At 61.7% G+C, this 15,123-nt stretch carries 14 protein-coding genes and 1 tRNA gene; 2 read left to right on the top strand and 13 right to left on the bottom strand.

Annotated features, from left to right (window positions below):
- Nucleotides 1-152 precede the first annotated feature (152 nt).
- Both QP968_RS08745 and QP968_RS08740 read right to left on the bottom strand, forming a co-directional pair.
- Nucleotides 153-238, bottom strand: a tRNA-Tyr gene (locus tag QP968_RS08745).
- Between the two features lie 71 nt (nt 239-309).
- Nucleotides 310-1,326, bottom strand: coding sequence for a polyprenyl synthetase family protein (locus QP968_RS08740; RefSeq protein WP_284856015.1), 1,017 nt, complete (start codon nt 1,324-1,326; stop codon nt 310-312).
- A gap of 92 nt (nt 1,327-1,418) precedes the next feature.
- Between QP968_RS08740 and QP968_RS08735 the strand changes: the two genes are divergently transcribed.
- On the top strand, nt 1,419-2,669 hold the full coding sequence (locus tag QP968_RS08735) for a geranylgeranyl reductase family protein (RefSeq protein ID WP_284856014.1): 1,251 nt from the start codon (nt 1,419-1,421) through the stop codon (nt 2,667-2,669).
- 20 nt (nt 2,670-2,689) lie between these two features.
- Here QP968_RS08735 and QP968_RS08730 read toward each other — a convergent pair whose 3' ends face one another.
- From QP968_RS08730 to QP968_RS08705, 6 genes are all read right to left on the bottom strand, one after another.
- Complete coding sequence (locus QP968_RS08730; protein ID WP_284856013.1) at nt 2,690-3,376, bottom strand: demethylmenaquinone methyltransferase; 687 nt, start codon at nt 3,374-3,376, stop codon at nt 2,690-2,692.
- Nucleotides 3,377-3,392: 16 nt separating this feature from the next.
- Nucleotides 3,393-4,556, bottom strand: a complete 1,164-nt coding sequence (locus QP968_RS08725; protein ID WP_284856025.1) for a glycosyltransferase family 4 protein — start codon at nt 4,554-4,556, stop codon at nt 3,393-3,395.
- 51 nt (nt 4,557-4,607) lie between these two features.
- Nucleotides 4,608-4,997: a DUF3592 domain-containing protein gene (locus QP968_RS08720; protein WP_284856024.1), complete on the bottom strand. Its 390-nt coding sequence runs from the start codon at nt 4,995-4,997 to the stop codon at nt 4,608-4,610.
- A gap of 84 nt (nt 4,998-5,081) precedes the next feature.
- The gene (menD, locus tag QP968_RS08715; RefSeq protein ID WP_284856012.1) at nt 5,082-6,725 is read right to left on the bottom strand and encodes a 2-succinyl-5-enolpyruvyl-6-hydroxy-3-cyclohexene-1-carboxylic-acid synthase; all 1,644 of its coding nucleotides are present in this window, start codon (nt 6,723-6,725) and stop codon (nt 5,082-5,084) included.
- A 27-nt stretch (nt 6,726-6,752) separates the two neighbouring features.
- A complete protein-coding gene (locus QP968_RS08710) occupies nt 6,753-7,337 on the bottom strand; it encodes a hypothetical protein (protein WP_284856011.1) in 585 nt (194 codons plus the stop codon).
- Complete coding sequence (locus QP968_RS08705) at nt 7,330-8,367, bottom strand: o-succinylbenzoate synthase (RefSeq protein ID WP_284856023.1); 1,038 nt, start codon at nt 8,365-8,367, stop codon at nt 7,330-7,332. The genes QP968_RS08710 and QP968_RS08705 overlap by 8 nt, the downstream gene beginning before the upstream one ends.
- Before the next feature lie 160 nt (nt 8,368-8,527).
- Here QP968_RS08705 and QP968_RS08700 point away from each other — a divergent pair, with 160 nt between their 5' ends.
- Nucleotides 8,528-9,493, top strand: coding sequence for a 1,4-dihydroxy-2-naphthoyl-CoA synthase (locus QP968_RS08700; RefSeq protein WP_284856010.1), 966 nt, complete (start codon nt 8,528-8,530; stop codon nt 9,491-9,493).
- Here QP968_RS08700 and QP968_RS08695 read toward each other — a convergent pair.
- The 5 genes from QP968_RS08695 to QP968_RS08675 all read right to left on the bottom strand — a co-directional run bounded on the left by QP968_RS08695 (nt 9,490) and on the right by QP968_RS08675 (nt 15,106).
- Nucleotides 9,490-10,947 (bottom strand): PepSY-associated TM helix domain-containing protein, encoded by a 1,458-nt coding sequence (locus QP968_RS08695; RefSeq protein WP_284856009.1) that lies wholly within the window; start codon nt 10,945-10,947, stop codon nt 9,490-9,492. The genes QP968_RS08700 and QP968_RS08695 overlap by 4 nt on opposite strands.
- A 136-nt stretch (nt 10,948-11,083) precedes the next feature.
- Nucleotides 11,084-12,523, bottom strand: a complete 1,440-nt coding sequence (locus QP968_RS08690; protein WP_284856008.1) for an ABC-2 family transporter permease — start codon at nt 12,521-12,523, stop codon at nt 11,084-11,086.
- Between the two features lie 4 nt (nt 12,524-12,527).
- The gene (locus QP968_RS08685; RefSeq protein WP_284856022.1) at nt 12,528-13,241 is read right to left on the bottom strand and encodes an ATP-binding cassette domain-containing protein; all 714 of its coding nucleotides are present in this window, start codon (nt 13,239-13,241) and stop codon (nt 12,528-12,530) included.
- A gap of 58 nt (nt 13,242-13,299) precedes the next feature.
- Nucleotides 13,300-13,950: a response regulator transcription factor gene (locus QP968_RS08680; protein ID WP_284856007.1), complete on the bottom strand. Its 651-nt coding sequence runs from the start codon at nt 13,948-13,950 to the stop codon at nt 13,300-13,302.
- A 1-nt stretch (nt 13,951) separates the two neighbouring features.
- Complete coding sequence (locus QP968_RS08675) at nt 13,952-15,106, bottom strand: sensor histidine kinase (protein WP_284856021.1); 1,155 nt, start codon at nt 15,104-15,106, stop codon at nt 13,952-13,954.
- Nucleotides 15,107-15,123: the final 17 nt, after the last annotated feature.

Raw genomic sequence — 15,123 nt, 5'->3', positions numbered from 1 at the left:
ACTCAATCGGCATCCAAAAAGGCCAAATCTAACCCCACGACACGCCGGGGCCAGACACACTTTTTGACCCTTAACCCCCCTTAACCCTAACCCATCACTGCGCGACCGACCGGGAAAACAAAAACACCGAGGGAATGATCCTCTCGGTGTGTTGGTGCCAGGTAGAAGATTCGAACTTCTGAAGGCTAATGCCGGCGGATTTACAGTCCGCTCCCTTTGGCCGCTCGGGCAACCTGGCGTGCTTGGACTACTCTACAGTAGCCTCCCAGACAAAGTGCAAATCAGCTGGCTAACAAACGTTTCCGCGCTTTAGCCCACGCGGTCGACGGTGTAGCGGGCGATCTGACGCATCGCCGCATTGGCCGGAATGTCGGGGAGCTGATCCAGGCACTCATCCACCACGGCCAAGTAGTCGCGGACACGGTCGAGGGCACGTTCGCGGCCATCGGTGTGGCTGATGAGGGTGAGGGCACGTGTGACCTCGGCATCGTGGATAAGCGGCCCCGTGAGAAGCGCACGGAGCTCTTCCCCGGCGGGACCTTGATCCTGCATGGCATAGAGCGCGGGCAGGGTGAACACGCCTTCGCGCAGGTCCGTGCCAGGTGTTTTTCCGGACTGATCGGTGTCGGAGAAGATGTCGATGATGTCGTCGACGATCTGGAACACCATGCCCACGGCCTCGCCGAGCCTGGTCAGTGCATCAATCGTGGGCTGATCCGCACCGGAGTGAACCGCGCCGAGATGGGCGGCCGAGGCGATGAGCACGCCGGTCTTCTCACGGATGACGCTTAAGTAATGCTCGATCGGGTCGTTGTCGCCGGCGCCGAGGGTCTCCCGCATCTGGCCGGTGACCAGCTGGCCGAAGGTTTCGGCGAAGTGAGCCACGGTGGCGGTATCAATCTCACTCATGATGCGGGAGGCCTCAGCCAGCAGGAAGTCGCCGGAGAGTATGGCTACCGTGTTCGTCCACCGCGAATTGGCAGACTCGACTCCGCGACGCTTGTCCGCCTCATCCATCACATCGTCGTGGTACAGCGTGGCTAGGTGCACCATCTCAACGATGGTGGCGCCACGCACAACGTTGGCGGATTGGGGGTGCGGGCCGAACTCGCTAGCCAGCATGGCCATGACCGGGCGGAATCGCTTACCGCCAGCCTTGGCTAGGTGTGTGACCTTGGCGGACAGGAAATCCTGCCCACTGTTGAGCCGCTGGAACATGAGCTGTTCCACTCGGGCCAACCCGTCAGCAACGCGAGCCGCCAGCGCCTCATCCCCAAGATCCAGCTGGTTGCTGGCTGCGGGCGGCGTAGGAGAGCCGTGAGTCATCTATCGTCCTTGCGGGTCTACAGCGAGAATATGAACCTCCTTTACCGTAGTCCACCCCACATCCAATTAGGGCAATATGTACCGTGAGTACCGTGAATTCGTTTTTAGGCCGCTATGACTGCGTGGTTGTCGGCGCTGGCCCCGCCGGTTCCGCCGCCGCGATCGCCGCGGTTCGGGCTGGTATGAGCACGGTGGTTGTGGATGCCGCTCCCGCCGGCCGCGATAAGACGTGCGGTGATGGTCTGACCCCCCGCGCGGTCCACGCGCTGAAAGAGCTCGGCCTCGAATCAGCGCTGCCCGCCTACCGCAACCGTGGCCTGAAACTCCACGGTTATGGGGGTTCCGTCACCGCACCGTGGCCACGCAGCGTGTACGGCACGGAAGGGTCTGCCAGCCCACGCACGCTTTTCGACGCCACCTTGGCCGAACTAGCAGCCACCACCGGCGCCTACGTGTTCTATGACTGCCCTGCCACAGGCGTCTCCTTCGGTGCGGACGGCTCCATCTCCGCGGTGGAAACGCCCCGCGGCCAGATCCTGGCGCGCTGGGTCATCGTGGCGGACGGTGTGCGCTCCCCCTTTGGCAAGAAGCTCGGCCGCCAGTGGCACCGTGGGGAGGTCTACGGCATCGCTGCGCGCTCGTATTGCTCTTCTCCGCTTGCTAGCGAACCCTGGATGCACTCCCACGTCGAACTCAACGATGCGGATGGCCAGATCCAACCCGGCTACGGCTGGATCTTCCCGCTGGGCTCGGGCCAGGTCAACCTTGGTTGTGGCGCCCTGTCCACCGATGCCCGTCCGGCGAAGGTGAACACCAAGAAACTCCTGGTGCAGTACGCGGACCAGGTGCGCGAGGAGTGGCAGTTGGGTGAGCCACAGAACATCACCTCGGCGATGTTACCGATGGGTGGCGCGGTCAGTGGCGTGGCCGGCCCAAACTGGATGCTCATCGGGGATGCCGCTGCCTGCGTCAACCCCCTCAACGGTGAAGGCATTGACTACGGACTAGAAACGGCCATCATGGCCGTGGACCTCATCCAATCCATAGGCCCCGGCGCGGACGCTACCTTGGCCTGGCCATGGGTTCTGCGCGAGAGCTACGGCGAGGCGTTCATGCTTGCGCGCACTGCCGCACGTCTGCTCACCTACCCCCAGTTCCTCCCCATCGCCGGGCCGGTGGCCATGCGCAACCTTGGTGGGCGCTACCTCATGCCGGCGGCAGCACGCCTCATGGGCAACCTGATCACGGAGGAGGACAAGGACCTCATCGCCCGCGCCTGGCGCACCGCCGGGAAAGTTGTCAGTGGTTTGCGCGCGGATACGCCTCTGTGGAGCCTCGTGTGAGCTGACGCTCACACGAGGTATTAGTTTTTTACTGCGTGGTGCAGGGCAACGATGCCAAACGCCAGGTTCTTCCACTCGCACTCGGCCCAGCCGTTGGCATTGATGTCAGCGGCGAGCTGTTTTTGCGCGGGCCACGCCTTGATGGATTCGGCGAGGTACTCATACGCCGGCGCGTTGGAGGAAAACACCTTGCCTAAAAGTGGGATCATCTTGGGCAAATAGCGGCTGTACAGCTGGGAGAACACCGGCACGACGGGGGTGGAAAACTCGTTGACCACCAAGCGTCCACCCGGCTTGGTTACACGTGCCATCTCGCGCAGACCTGCCTTGAAATCGTGGACGTTACGCAGGCCGTAGGAAATGGTCACGGCATCAAAAGATTCGTCCGCGAACGGCAAGTGCATCGCGTCCCCGCACACTTTCGGCACATCGCGGTGCGCCCCGGCGCGCAGCATTCCCTGGGAGAAGTCGCAGGCCACAACCCATGCGCCGGATTTAGCCAGTTCGACGGTGGACACGGCGGTGCCGGCGGCGAGGTCGAGGACCTTCTCCCCCGGCTTGACGTCCAGCAGCTCGCGAGTGCGCTTGCGCCAGTAGCGGTCCAGGCCAGCCGTCATCACCGTGTTGGTGATGTCGTAGTTCTTTCCCACATCATCGAACATTCCCGCAACATCGTGTGGGTCCTTCTCCAGGTTCGCCTTGGCCATAGCCACCGAGTCTAAGTCACGCAGGGTGAATGCGCGGGAAACGGTCTATACCCTTGTGTTTGGGGTACGCATCGAGCACATCGTTGTAGTAGCCCAACAACTGATCACACAGCGCCGGCCATGTCTTGTCCTCGATGGATGTGCGCGCGTTAGCGCTCATGGTGGCCAGGTTCTCGTCGGCGAGAATATGCGCTGCGGCTGCCGGCAGGTCACGTTCGAAGGTCTCCACATCCAGCAACAGGCCGTTGTAGCCCTCCTGGATGGTGTCGATGGGGCCACCGGCGCGCGGCCCAATCGTCGGCACGCCTGAAGCTTGCGCTTCTTGGAGTGTCTGCCCGAAGGTTTCAAACTCGCCTGGGTGTACGAACAGGTCCAGGCTTGCGTAGGCGGCGGCGAGCTTTTCACCGCCGAGCTGCCCCGTGAACACTGCGCCCGGCATGAGCTTGCCCAAATCACGCCGCAGTGGCCCATCTCCCACGATGACCAGCTGAATATTCGGATCGCCGTACAGTGCCACGAGACGCTCCACGCCCTTCTCCGACGCCAACCGGCCTACGTAGCCAACCAGCTTCTTCTGCCCCGTCGGATCCCACTTCGCGCGCAGATCCTCACGGCGTTTCTGCGGGTGGAACAGCACCGAATCCACCCCGCGGCCCCACTTGTGCACATTTCGTACTTTGTGGGCCTCCAACTCCGAAATCGCCACCGAGGATGGCGCCAGCGTCATCTGCGTCAGATTGTGCAGCCTGCGCGTCCACCGCCACGCCGCCGATTCCAGCAAGCCCAGACGGTACTTCGCAGCAAAGCCCGCCACATCCGTCTGGAACAGCGCAACGCAAGGCACTTTTTGTTGCTTAGCGACGATCGCCCCAATCCCACCCAACACAAACGGACTGGCCAAATGGATAATGTCCGGCTTGAAATCTTTCACCGTTTGAAGCACCCGGCCACTGGGCACACCCACGGGCAAGGAGTCCACGCGAGGCACCATGATCGTGGGCACCCGCACGATAGGAAAGCCAAGGTAATCCGGGATTTCTTCCTGATATTCCCGAGCACCGGGGGCGATGACCACTGCCTCTACCCCCGTCTCCTTGAGGTGCTCCAGCACTCGCAGAACCGAGTTGGTTACGCCATTGACATTGGGTAGGAAGGACTCGGCAACAATGGCAACACGCATGATGGCATTATCCATGCCTGCGCCGAACTGGTCATGGAATTACGGGAAACCTTAGGTTAATTTTCTTTTCCGACGATCACGCGGGGTGGCAAGAGCACTCACTGCCCACCAAGCAAGAGCCGCAATCAGGGTAGACACAGCAGCAACTGAGAGCGCCGGGATGATGGCCAACGTCCACTGACGGCCCTCCACCTTCACGATGTCGGGGTTGGACTTGGCATACGCCACCCACACCTGCTGCCCCTCCCCGATCCCGGATGGGTACAGCAAGCCGTACGGCGGGGTGTGGAAGCGCCCCTGCTCATCCTGGTACTCCACCGACATGCGCAGAGTGGACACGCTGTTCACCGTGGCGATGCCGCGGCCTGGGTCCTTGGCAATGAGGTAATCGTTGTACGCCGGACCAGCCACCATGGCCACGCTACCGAGCATCGCGCACATGTACAGCGCGATGATCAGTTGGTGGAGCCGGCGGCGGGCGGTCTCCCGCGTCACAACAATTCTCACTCGGTGTGCCCTTTCGCCCTACTTCTTCAACCGCTCAGCCAGGTCCCGGCGGGACGTGCGCGTAGTCACGGCCTCAATGACCAGAACCGGGTGCGGGGAATCGATGTTGTCCATCAACGCATCGGTCAGCTCAGCTGTGCTTTCTGCCCGCGCATAGGCAACGCCGTAGCCCTCACACAGGGACTCAATATCCACATCATGCGGGGTGCCAAAAGCCTGCTCGAACTGGTCGCGCACGCTCGGCGCACCCACCTCTAGTGCTTCGAAGATGCCTCCACCATTGTCATTGGCCACCACGATGGTGAGGTTGCTCGGCCGCGGCTGCACAATCCCTTCGCCACCGACGAGGAGCCCACCAATGTCATGCAGGAACGTCAGGTCCCCCATCAGCGCAACAGTGCGGGGTGCGCGGATCTCCTCCGGGTGAAGCGCCTGAGTTGCCATGGCAATACCAACGGCCTGGGAGATCGTCCCATCGATGCCGGCTGCGCCGCGTGCCGCAAACGTCGAAACGCCATCGAAGCGCATACCCACCAAGCTGGCGTCGCGCACCGGGTTGGAAGAACCCAGCACCATCGTGTCACCCACGCCCAACGTGTCACACACCGCCGCCGCGGCGTGCAGGCCAGTGAACCCAAACTTCTCATCCGCCAGTGCGTCACGCACTGTCTGCGCGCCGACATCCCCAGCTGCCTCGCAGATCTTCAACCACGTGTCGCTGGGTTGCCCCGTAACGTTCACCCGGCTGCCACGGCGCTGCGGGTTACCGGTGAACGTGTCCGTGCGGGACAGGCCGATGACCTCAATGGTCGAATCCCCCATGAGCGCCAGCACATCCCGGTGGAGCGTCGGATGCCCGACCACGATGACCTGCTCGGGCTTTGTCGACGCCGCGAAGTCCCCACCGTCATGACTAATAGCCACCTCATCCTGCACGAAGAAGCGTGCCGCCAGCGGGTGGACGTGATGGAATGGGGTTGGCGCAGTGGGCTCGGCAATGGTGGGCACGTGCTCCAGTCCAGGCACGTCCCATGCCTCATCACCAGCAATGACCAGGGTGTTTTTGTCCAGGTCCACGTCCACCACGCCGTGGTCTACAAAAGCTGCCCCGTCGCGGACCAGTCGACCCGGCCCCACCCTGCGCGGCTGGCCTGCCGGCTCCGGCAGTGCCTGTGGCACGAGCGGGGTGTCAAAAGCAACGTTGATGTGTACTTGATCCGCTGCAAAGGAAATCGGGTCGGCTGGGGATGTGACCTGTTGGGTTTCTGCGTAGCGGCCAAAGATGCCCTGCTGCCAGATGGTCTGCGATGCACCGGTACCCACGAGGCGCTCTGGACGGTCCGCACTCACTACCACCAGCGGCGTGTGGGACATGTAAGCCTCCACCACCGCTGGGAAAGCGTTGGCTACGGCAGTGCCCGACGTCATCACCACACCCACATGGCGCCGCTGCACCCGCGCAAGACCAAGGGCGGTGAACGCTGCCGAACGCTCATCAATGCGCACGTGCACTGTGATGTCCTCACGTGCCAGTAAGGCGTACGCAAGAGGAGAATTACGCGAGCCGGGGCTCAACACCACATCCGTGACGTGCTCTGCCAGCACCTGCGCCACATGCTGTGCCAGCGTGAGGGAGTCTAGGGAATCCACTGAGTTAGACACTCTCTTTCTCATCAGATCTATGAGGATCTAATTGGACGCCTTCATCTCGTCAATAAGCTTCTTCAAATCATCCAGCATGCTCTGGAAATCATCCCTGACATCTTCCGGGACCTCCGTGGGAATCGCAGTGGGCAATTCCGATGGCAGCTCAGTGGGCACTGTGATCTCACCGTCGCCGTCTTTATCACTGTTGAACAGGCTTTCCCAGAAGCCATCCTTCCCCGTCGTCACCGTTTCCGTTTCGGTGAGTGTGACCGGTGCTGGTGGCGGCTGGTTTGCGCGCGATTCCGCACCACGCCACAGGAAGAACAGCACCACCCCGGCGAGCGCCATGAGCACCGCGATAATCCCCAATGCGATTGCGGCGCTGTTTGATTTTCCGGCATTCTCAGGCGCGAACTGCTGCCCGTTGTAGCCAGCCGGACGATAGGGCTCGTCATATGGCTGCGGATCGCTATAGCGGTCCTCGTACCCGGAGGAATAATTACCAATGTAGGCCGTCTGATTATCCTCATCCGGCATGTACTGCCGTGGCGCCGGCGAGGTCGAACCCAAGTATTCCGTCCGGTCGTCTGAGTTATCCCGCGGGAACTTGCGCGTCTGATCATCCATAGGGCACATCGTAGCTTCCACCCGCGACATCAAGAATGTCCCAGCATCGTCGTAGCCGGTCAAACCAGAAATCCTTACGCTCCCCGGGCGCTGCCAACTCCGCCAAGCGGTCCGGATCAGGAACGCACGGGGCAGCCTCCAAGCAGCCGTTCCGAAGCTCCTGCTTTTCCACAACATCCTCTACAAACAACCTTTGTGTGCCCAGCCCAGCGGCATTCACAGTGACACCAGCCATGGACATCTCCACCGCCTTCGCCACGATCAACCCCACACCAATTCCCACTGCTGTATCCAGCGCCGAAGCAACGGTGATGCTCATGTTGTGCGCGGCAAGATCCTTCGCAATTGTCAGGGTGTTTCCCACCCCACCCAGCGGCGCCACCTTGGCCACCGCCACATCCGCTGCATCAAGTTCGGCAACACGGTACGGGTCCGCGGCTTTTCTAATGGACTCATCCGCAGCAACCGGCACGTCTATCCGGCGACGCACCTCCGCCAGCTCCTCCACTGTCTTGCACGGCTGCTCAATGTAGCGCAGCATCCCACCAGCGGCATCCGCCAAGGCCTCAGCCGCCTGGACCGCCTCGTCGACTGACCAGCCACCGTTCGCATCCACGCGCAGTTCCGCATCGGGGCGGTGGGTGTGGACGGCGGCGATGCGGGAGATGTCGTCGATAAGCGTCTGCCCTTTCTCCGCCACCTTGATTTTGAAGGTGCCCACCCCCGGGAAACGCTCGAGCACCCCCTCGACCTCAGAGGCGGCAACCGCGGGCACCGTTCCATTGATGCGCACGGCGCGATCTCCCAGGTCAATCCCCTGATAGCCCTGGTAGGCGGCCTCCAACCCGGCGCGCAACCAGACGGCAGATTCTTCGTGGCCGTACTCCACGAAGGGTGCGAACTCGCCCCAGCCCGCCGGGCCCTCGATGAGCAGGGCCTCCCGCGTAGTGATCCCCCGAAACGGCACCACCATCGGCAACGCAACCACATGGGCGCGGTCCAGAATGTCCGCCAGCTCCAAATCCTTCACCTCCACGCCGTGTTCTGGAGGTTTACTCTAGTGGGCCACGCAAGGGATCCGAGATTTCTCTCATCCCAAAAATCGCGACCAGGCGTTATTCAAAAGCGGATCCGGTAAACGGGCAGATATCTCGACCGCGCCCAAACACACTCAATGGCACAATGACGGAATGACCAACTCCGCTACTTATTCCACCGCCCAGCCCTTCGACCCGTCACAGTGGAAGGCCGTTGAGGGTTTTGATTTCACCGACATCACCTACCACCGTCACGCCGGTGAGGGCCGCGCGAACGGCATCGTGCGCATTGCGTTTAACCGGCCAGAAGTGCGCAATGCTTTCCGTCCGCACACGGTGGATGAGCTCTACCGGGCGCTCGACCACGCGCGCCGGGATCCGTCTGTCGGTGTTGTGCTGCTCACCGGCAATGGCCCCTCCCCGAAGGATGGCGGCTGGGCGTTCTGTTCCGGCGGTGACCAGCGCATTCGTGGCCGTTCCGGCTACCAGTACGCCACCAGCCACGACGGTGATGTGGAAGCCGCCACCGCGGAGCATGTCGATGAAGCCCGCGTAAAAGCCGAGGGCGGCCGCCTACACATCCTGGAGGTCCAGCGTCTCATCCGCACGATGCCGAAGGTGGTCATCGCTGTAGTGAACGGGTGGGCGGCCGGCGGCGGGCACTCCCTCCACGTCGTGTGCGACATGACCATCGCATCGCGCGAGGAAGCCCGCTTCAAGCAGACCGACGCCGATGTCGGCTCCTTCGACGGCGGCTACGGCTCCGCCTACCTGGCCAAGCAAGTCGGACAGAAATTCGCCCGCGAGATCTTCTTCCTCGGCCGCAGCTACTCCGCTGAAGACATGCACCGCATGGGCGCCGTGAACATCGTCGCCGACCACGCGGAGCTCGAAAACGAGGCCATCCAGGTCGCCCGCGAAATCAACGGCAAGTCACCCACTGCCCAGCGCATGCTCAAGTTCGCATTCAACCTGCTTGACGACGGCCTCATGGGCCAACAAGTCTTCGCCGGCGAAGCCACCCGCCTCGCCTACATGACCGACGAGGCGGTGGAAGGCCGCGACTCCTTCCTAGAGAAGCGCCCGCCGAACTGGGACGAGTTCCCGTTCTATTACTAGGCGAGCTGGGGTTTTTTCTCCGGCTCTGGCTCCGGGTTCAATCCTGCGTTCAGGTCGCTCTCGGACTCCACAGCGGACTCCGTGGCGGGCTTCCTGCGGCGCGCTAGAAGCCTGTCTGCAACCAGCATGGCCGCAAAGCTGAGACCCAGCAACGGTAGGAACAAGCCCACTGGGATACCCACGGCAGCGATGATGACCCAGTCCGTGCGGGTCAGATCAGCGCGGCCCGGAACACCGGCAACACCGTTCTTGGTGGGGCGACGGCGCCACCACATGATGTAGCCCATCACCACCATCGCGCAGATCCCCAGAGCAACGAGGGCGAGGGTGATCTGCAGAGCCAGGCCGAACATGATGCCCATGTGCATGTAGATGCCCCACTGGGTGAGTTTGGAAAACAGTGGCAGCTCCGAGAACGGCAGGCGGTCTACAACCTCACCGGTTTCACCGTTGACGCTCACTGCGTCGGAGGTGAGACGCCACGGCACCCAGCGTTCGCTGGCCTGCCATGCGTGGTCAGTGTCTTCTGGGACAAAGAGTCGGAGCTGACCTGTCAGACCTTCAGCGCGTGCGGTGTCCAGGACGGTCGCTGCTTGATCGGAAATCTGCGCGGGGGTCAGGCCGCCGGCAGCCGCAGCACCAGAGTGATTATGTTCCGCATGCGGATCAGCTTCAGCAGCCTCAGGCTGGGCAACCAGCGAGGTCTCAATCGGTTCCGCCTTGCCGCCAAGCCACGTAATCGTGCGATCGACGTTGCCACCGGCAAACACAGACCAGGTGATACCCGTCGCGGACAGGCCAAGCATGCCCACCAGCAACCAGGTGCCGGCCACACCGTGCAAGTTGAGAACCTTACGGCGGCGGCCGCTCTTGTTCTCCAGACCAGTCAGCGCACGCTTGCGGGCCATGCGCCACCACAGGAACAAGCCGCCCAGGGCCACAACCCACAACCAGCTCGCGGCGATCTCGGAGTAGAGCTCACCCACCTCGCCCAGGTGCAAATTTTTGTGTGTAGCAGAAATCCAGTGGCGCAGCGGCAGCTCACCCAAACCGGAGTAGCTCGGCTCATCGCCCATCACCGAGCCGGTGTACGGGTCGACGAAGATGCTGCGGAGTTCGCTGTTGTCGGCCAAGGATTCGTCGATAAGCAGCACGCGCGTCGGCTCATCAGCCTTCGAGGACGGCCAGACCTGCGCCACATCCATGTCGGGGTGCGAATTTTGCGCGGCCTTGATTTGGCTGGCCAGCGGCACCTCCGTGGCATCGCCGCCTTCCGGCGCGGACACGGTCAGCACATCTTTGTACACGAGGTTTTCCAGGGTGGGCGCGATGGCATACAGCGCGCCACTGAGTGCCGCGATGAAAATGAACGGGGCGATAAACAGCCCGGCATAAAAGTGAATTCTTCTGGTCAGCGCGGGCAAGCCGCTGCGTTGGCGTGTTGTCCGAGACACATGTGCACCTTTCGATTGAGATTGGGACGCAATAAAAGTCGCATCCTGTGACGCACAAGTTCCCCAAAATATGTTTTTTAAAGAAACACAAACGTCAGCGGTTGAAAATTATTTACCCCCACCTACACAAATCCAGCTAACGCCGACGCTGTGGTCCCTGGAGCTGCCAGTGAGCCGTGGCAGCACTGCTGACCAAGAACACAAGCCCCAATCCAACGGCTGTGATGAAGCGAGGATAAGTGGTGGCAGTTTCCGGCCAAGCCGTCGGCGCGATCACCCAGAGCGCGCTCTTGGCAAGGACATCTCCGCCAATCGTGGCGGAGAAGATGGTCACGGCCAGTGTCAGAGCGAGTGTCCACCCCACGCCCCAACGAACAGTAACGGCCAGTGAGAGGAATACCATCGCGCCGCCGATGAGGGCGGCGAGGAGGAGGCGACGCGCAGCGTCGATAGGCATTGCCCCGCAGGTCACCGTGGCAACGAGCGCAACGAGCGTGACCACAATGAGCAGCCAACCAAGAAGTGCTGCGCGGACGCGCGCGTGCTCGATCTGCATGAGCGACCAGGCCGGCCGCAACTGTGGCCACACGAGTACTGGGAGAAGACCCGCACCGACGGGCAGGATCGCATAGGTGAACAAGCCCGTGCGTACGGATGGGTCGTAGCGCAGTGCGAGCAGCATGACCAGCACGGACAAGACCACGCACCCAATCACCGCCGGATTCAACGCAGCGCGATGAATGCCACGAAGTGCTGCCAGGTGTGGCACGGCGGCCGGACGGTTCACAGCGGGTATTGCAGGGTTATCAGCTACCGGCGCGGTCACCGCATGGACGGTTTGGCGGCGCAAGCGCAGAGGCGTCGGCCGCGCTGGAACAAGCACTGTGCACGCCATCCCCACCACGGCGAGCAGCACGCACAGAGCGAAGGCCGGCCACGGTGACTCATACCGCAACGGCGAATCTGCCTCCAATGGTGTTGCATTGAAGTGCAGCCCCATCGTGGGCAGCACGAGACGCATAGGCCACGCGCCGGGGCTGAGCCACCACCAGTCATGCTCCGCGGAATAGCCGAGGAACTGCCAAATGAGGGAACCAGCGAGCGCAACGATAAGACCGTAGCGGCGGCTCACTGCCGCAGCTACGCCAGCAACACCGAGCGAACCGACCCACGTGAAAACTCCGATCAATAGGACGCGCGCCGCGTGCTCGAGACCGAAAAGCGCAGCAAGCGCCCATGTCGCACCGAAATCAAGCAAGAAAAACAAACCAAGCGCTACCCACACCACCACAAGCCGGGCCGCGCGTGTCGCATGCTGCGAAGCCGGGCGCCACAGCGTTCCGCCCGAGCGCGACTGTTTTTCCCGTTGCTCCACCAGCCCCGCATACAGTGCGGCGATCGGCGCGAGCATGCCCGTGACCAGCAATGCTTGCCAGTTGAGCATGTCGGAAGCGTCTTCAACAACGCCGGCCAGCGACATTCCCGACAGGACTAAGCCCAGCACTAGACCACTGCCGGCGAGCCACCACAGGACGGAGCCTTTCGCACGGATGCATTCAGCACGCAGTTCCCGCATTGTTTTAGAGCACCTCCCCGTTCGCAGCAGTGCCACGGGTGAGCTGGAAGAAGGATTCCTCCAAGTTCGGGCCGAGCTCGCGTAATTCACCTGCAAAACGCACGGTGCCATCGGCGATCACGGTCGCATCATCGGCCAGGTGAAGGACCTCACCAAGCTGATGCGAACTGACCAGCACGGTGCGCCCGGCGCGGGCATAGTCCTTCAAATACTCACGCAAGTGCGCAATGCCTTCCGGGTCAAGACCGTTCTGAGGTTCATCGAGCACCAACACCGGTGGTTCACCGAGCAGTGCTTGTGCCAGAGCGAGACGCCCCTTCATGCCGGTGGAGAAAGTAGACGCTTTCTTCTTCCCCGCGGCCTCCAGCCCGACAAGCTCAATGACTCGATCTGCCTCCGAATCCGGCAGACCGAGCAATGTTGTGTGTACCCGCAGGTTGTCGCGGGCACTGAGGTGGCCGTAAAACGCCGGGTCATTGATGGAGGCCCCAACAAAACGCAACTGGGATCGCTTGAAAGGCTGCCCCATCAACGTCACGTTGCCATGATCGGGCTTAATCAGGCCAAGCAGCATCGACATCAGCGTGGACTTGCCGGCACCGTTCGGGCCAAGCAGCGCATGCACACGACCAGGTGACGTTGTCAGCGACACATCTTTCAAGACATGGTGGTCACCAAAAGTAACGGAAACATCTGAACAAGCAAGGTGCGAACTGATCATGCACACCATCTTTGTTGTCCAGGTCAGATGTGTAATCCCCCCGTGGGAGGATTTTCTAGTCCACTATCCCAGCGCGCTGCGCAAAGAGCACCAGGGCAACTCGGTCGCGTGCACCGAGCTTGTGCAGCAAATTCTTCACATGTGTTTTCACTGTGGTCTCCGCGATAAATAGCCGCTGAGCTAGCTCCGCATTCGTTGCTCCAGTTCCAATTTCGGCCAGCACCTCCACCTCGCGTCGGGTGAGAAAGGAAAGGGCTTGCCTCTGCTCGTTACTTAGAGCGTTGTGCCTATCCACCCCACCTCGCACCCACTCCAGCACCTTCCCTGTCACACCACTAGCCAGGACAGATTCACCACGAAAAACCGTCCGGATGGCCTCCGCCAGCACCTCCGGATCAGCGTCCTTGAGCAGGAATCCGTGAACGCCGGCTTCAATCGCAGCTTTTACCAACGCATCATCATCAAAGGTGGTCAACATGATCACTTTCGGGCCAAGTGGCATGATCTGACGTGCCGCGGAAATCCCATCAAGCACTGGCATACGGATATCCAGCACAGCCACATCAATGTCGTGTTGTTTCACCTGCTCCACCGCCTTCTCACCATCAGCAGCAGTGGCCACCACCTCAAAATCCGGTTGCGCGTTCAGGATGGTGGTGAGGGCGTGGAGGAGGAGCGGTTGATCGTCGGCAAGCAAAATGCGCATCTCAAACTCCCAGCACTGCGGTGACAGTAACCTTATTGTCTTCGTGTTCAATTTCGAAGGTCCCGCCCGTCGCGCGTGCACGCTCCCGCATACCGACGATCCCCGTGCCCGCTCCCGGCTGCGGCTGCGTACGGCCCACCGACGCAATCGTCACAACGATCGCCTCCGGGCCCTGCTCAACCGCAACCCGCGCCACCGGATTCTCCTGGTGCTTGACCGCATTGGTGAGCGCTTCCGCGACGATCCTGTTGAGCGCCTGGGCCGTCACAGTAGGCACGCTCAACCGCTCCGGCGCATCCAGCGTGACCGTCATGCCACTGGCACGAAAACGCTCAATCACCGCTGGAAGCGATTCAGCCGTCACGGCAGGCGCGAGCCCGGGCCCCTCATCCCGGAGCCCTTTGACCAACAAGCGAATGTCCGCAAGCGCGTCCCCCGCTGTGTCCCGGATAAGCTCAAGCGATTCTCGTTCCGTCCCTGCAGCCAGCCCCGCATTAGCCTGCACCTTGATCAGCGTCAGCGAATGGCCCAGCACATCGTGAATATCGCGGGCCGTGTTCAGCCGCTCCTCCTCCCGCGCCGCAACCAAACGCTGCTCCCGCATACGCGACCTATGCTTCTCCGCCTCCTCTTCAGCAGCCCCACTCGCCGCAAGAAGATACGCCACAGCAATGACCGCCCAGTGAAACAACAACGTCAACGCTGCATCCGGCGGTCGCCGGTAGAACAGCATGAAGCCCTCGTCCCACGTCCACATGAACGGGGAAATGAAACACCACGCTGCCGCAACCGCGGTGAGTAGCGTGGCACGCCACATCCCACGATTGGACCCACCATCCCTCTTGCCGCCGTGGATGTCCTGGGCATGGCGGCGTCCGGTATAAACCGCCAGCGGAACCAACACCACCCACACCGTGTAACCAATATTCGTCGGTGCCGCTACCCACAGCACTGACCACGCCACGTTCAACAACACCATCAATGTTGATGATGTCAACGGATTTCTCTGCCACCGTGACAGCGCCCCAACAAAACACCAGGACAGAAGCACTTGAACCCAATCCTGGGCAGCTACATGGCCAGTGAACAGCGGTACCGTGTACACCAGCGCCAACCCAGCCGCCAGCGAAGTGACAACGAGCTCACCGGATTTCATACGCACAAACATGAGCC

Source organism: Corynebacterium sp. MSK041, assembly GCF_030232265.1.
Lineage (GTDB): Bacteria > Actinomycetota > Actinomycetes > Mycobacteriales > Mycobacteriaceae > Corynebacterium.
Note: the sequence above shows the minus strand (reverse complement) of the source record. Positions and strands in the feature narration are given on the sequence as shown.

Bases quoted from the DNA above. Each gene is read 5' to 3' on its own strand.
- QP968_RS08740 (WP_284856015.1), bottom strand. From the start codon at position 1,326: ATGACTCACGGCTCTCCTACGCCGCCCGCAGCCAGCAACCAGCTGGAT.
- QP968_RS08730 (WP_284856013.1), bottom strand. From the start codon at position 3,376: ATGGCCAAGGCGAACCTGGAGAAGGACCCACACGATGTTGCGGGAATG.
- QP968_RS08725 (WP_284856025.1), bottom strand. From the start codon at position 4,556: ATGCGTGTTGCCATTGTTGCCGAGTCCTTCCTACCCAATGTCAATGGC.
- QP968_RS08720 (WP_284856024.1), bottom strand. From the start codon at position 4,997: ATGTGCGCGATGCTCGGTAGCGTGGCCATGGTGGCTGGTCCGGCGTAC.
- QP968_RS08710 (WP_284856011.1), bottom strand. From the start codon at position 7,337: ATGGATGATCAGACGCGCAAGTTCCCGCGGGATAACTCAGACGACCGG.
- QP968_RS08700 (WP_284856010.1), top strand. From the start codon at position 8,528: ATGACCAACTCCGCTACTTATTCCACCGCCCAGCCCTTCGACCCGTCA.
- QP968_RS08690 (WP_284856008.1), bottom strand. From the start codon at position 12,523: ATGCGGGAACTGCGTGCTGAATGCATCCGTGCGAAAGGCTCCGTCCTG.
- QP968_RS08680 (WP_284856007.1), bottom strand. From the start codon at position 13,950: ATGCGCATTTTGCTTGCCGACGATCAACCGCTCCTCCTCCACGCCCTC.
- QP968_RS08675 (WP_284856021.1), bottom strand. From the start codon at position 15,106: ATGAAATCCGGTGAGCTCGTTGTCACTTCGCTGGCGGCTGGGTTGGCG.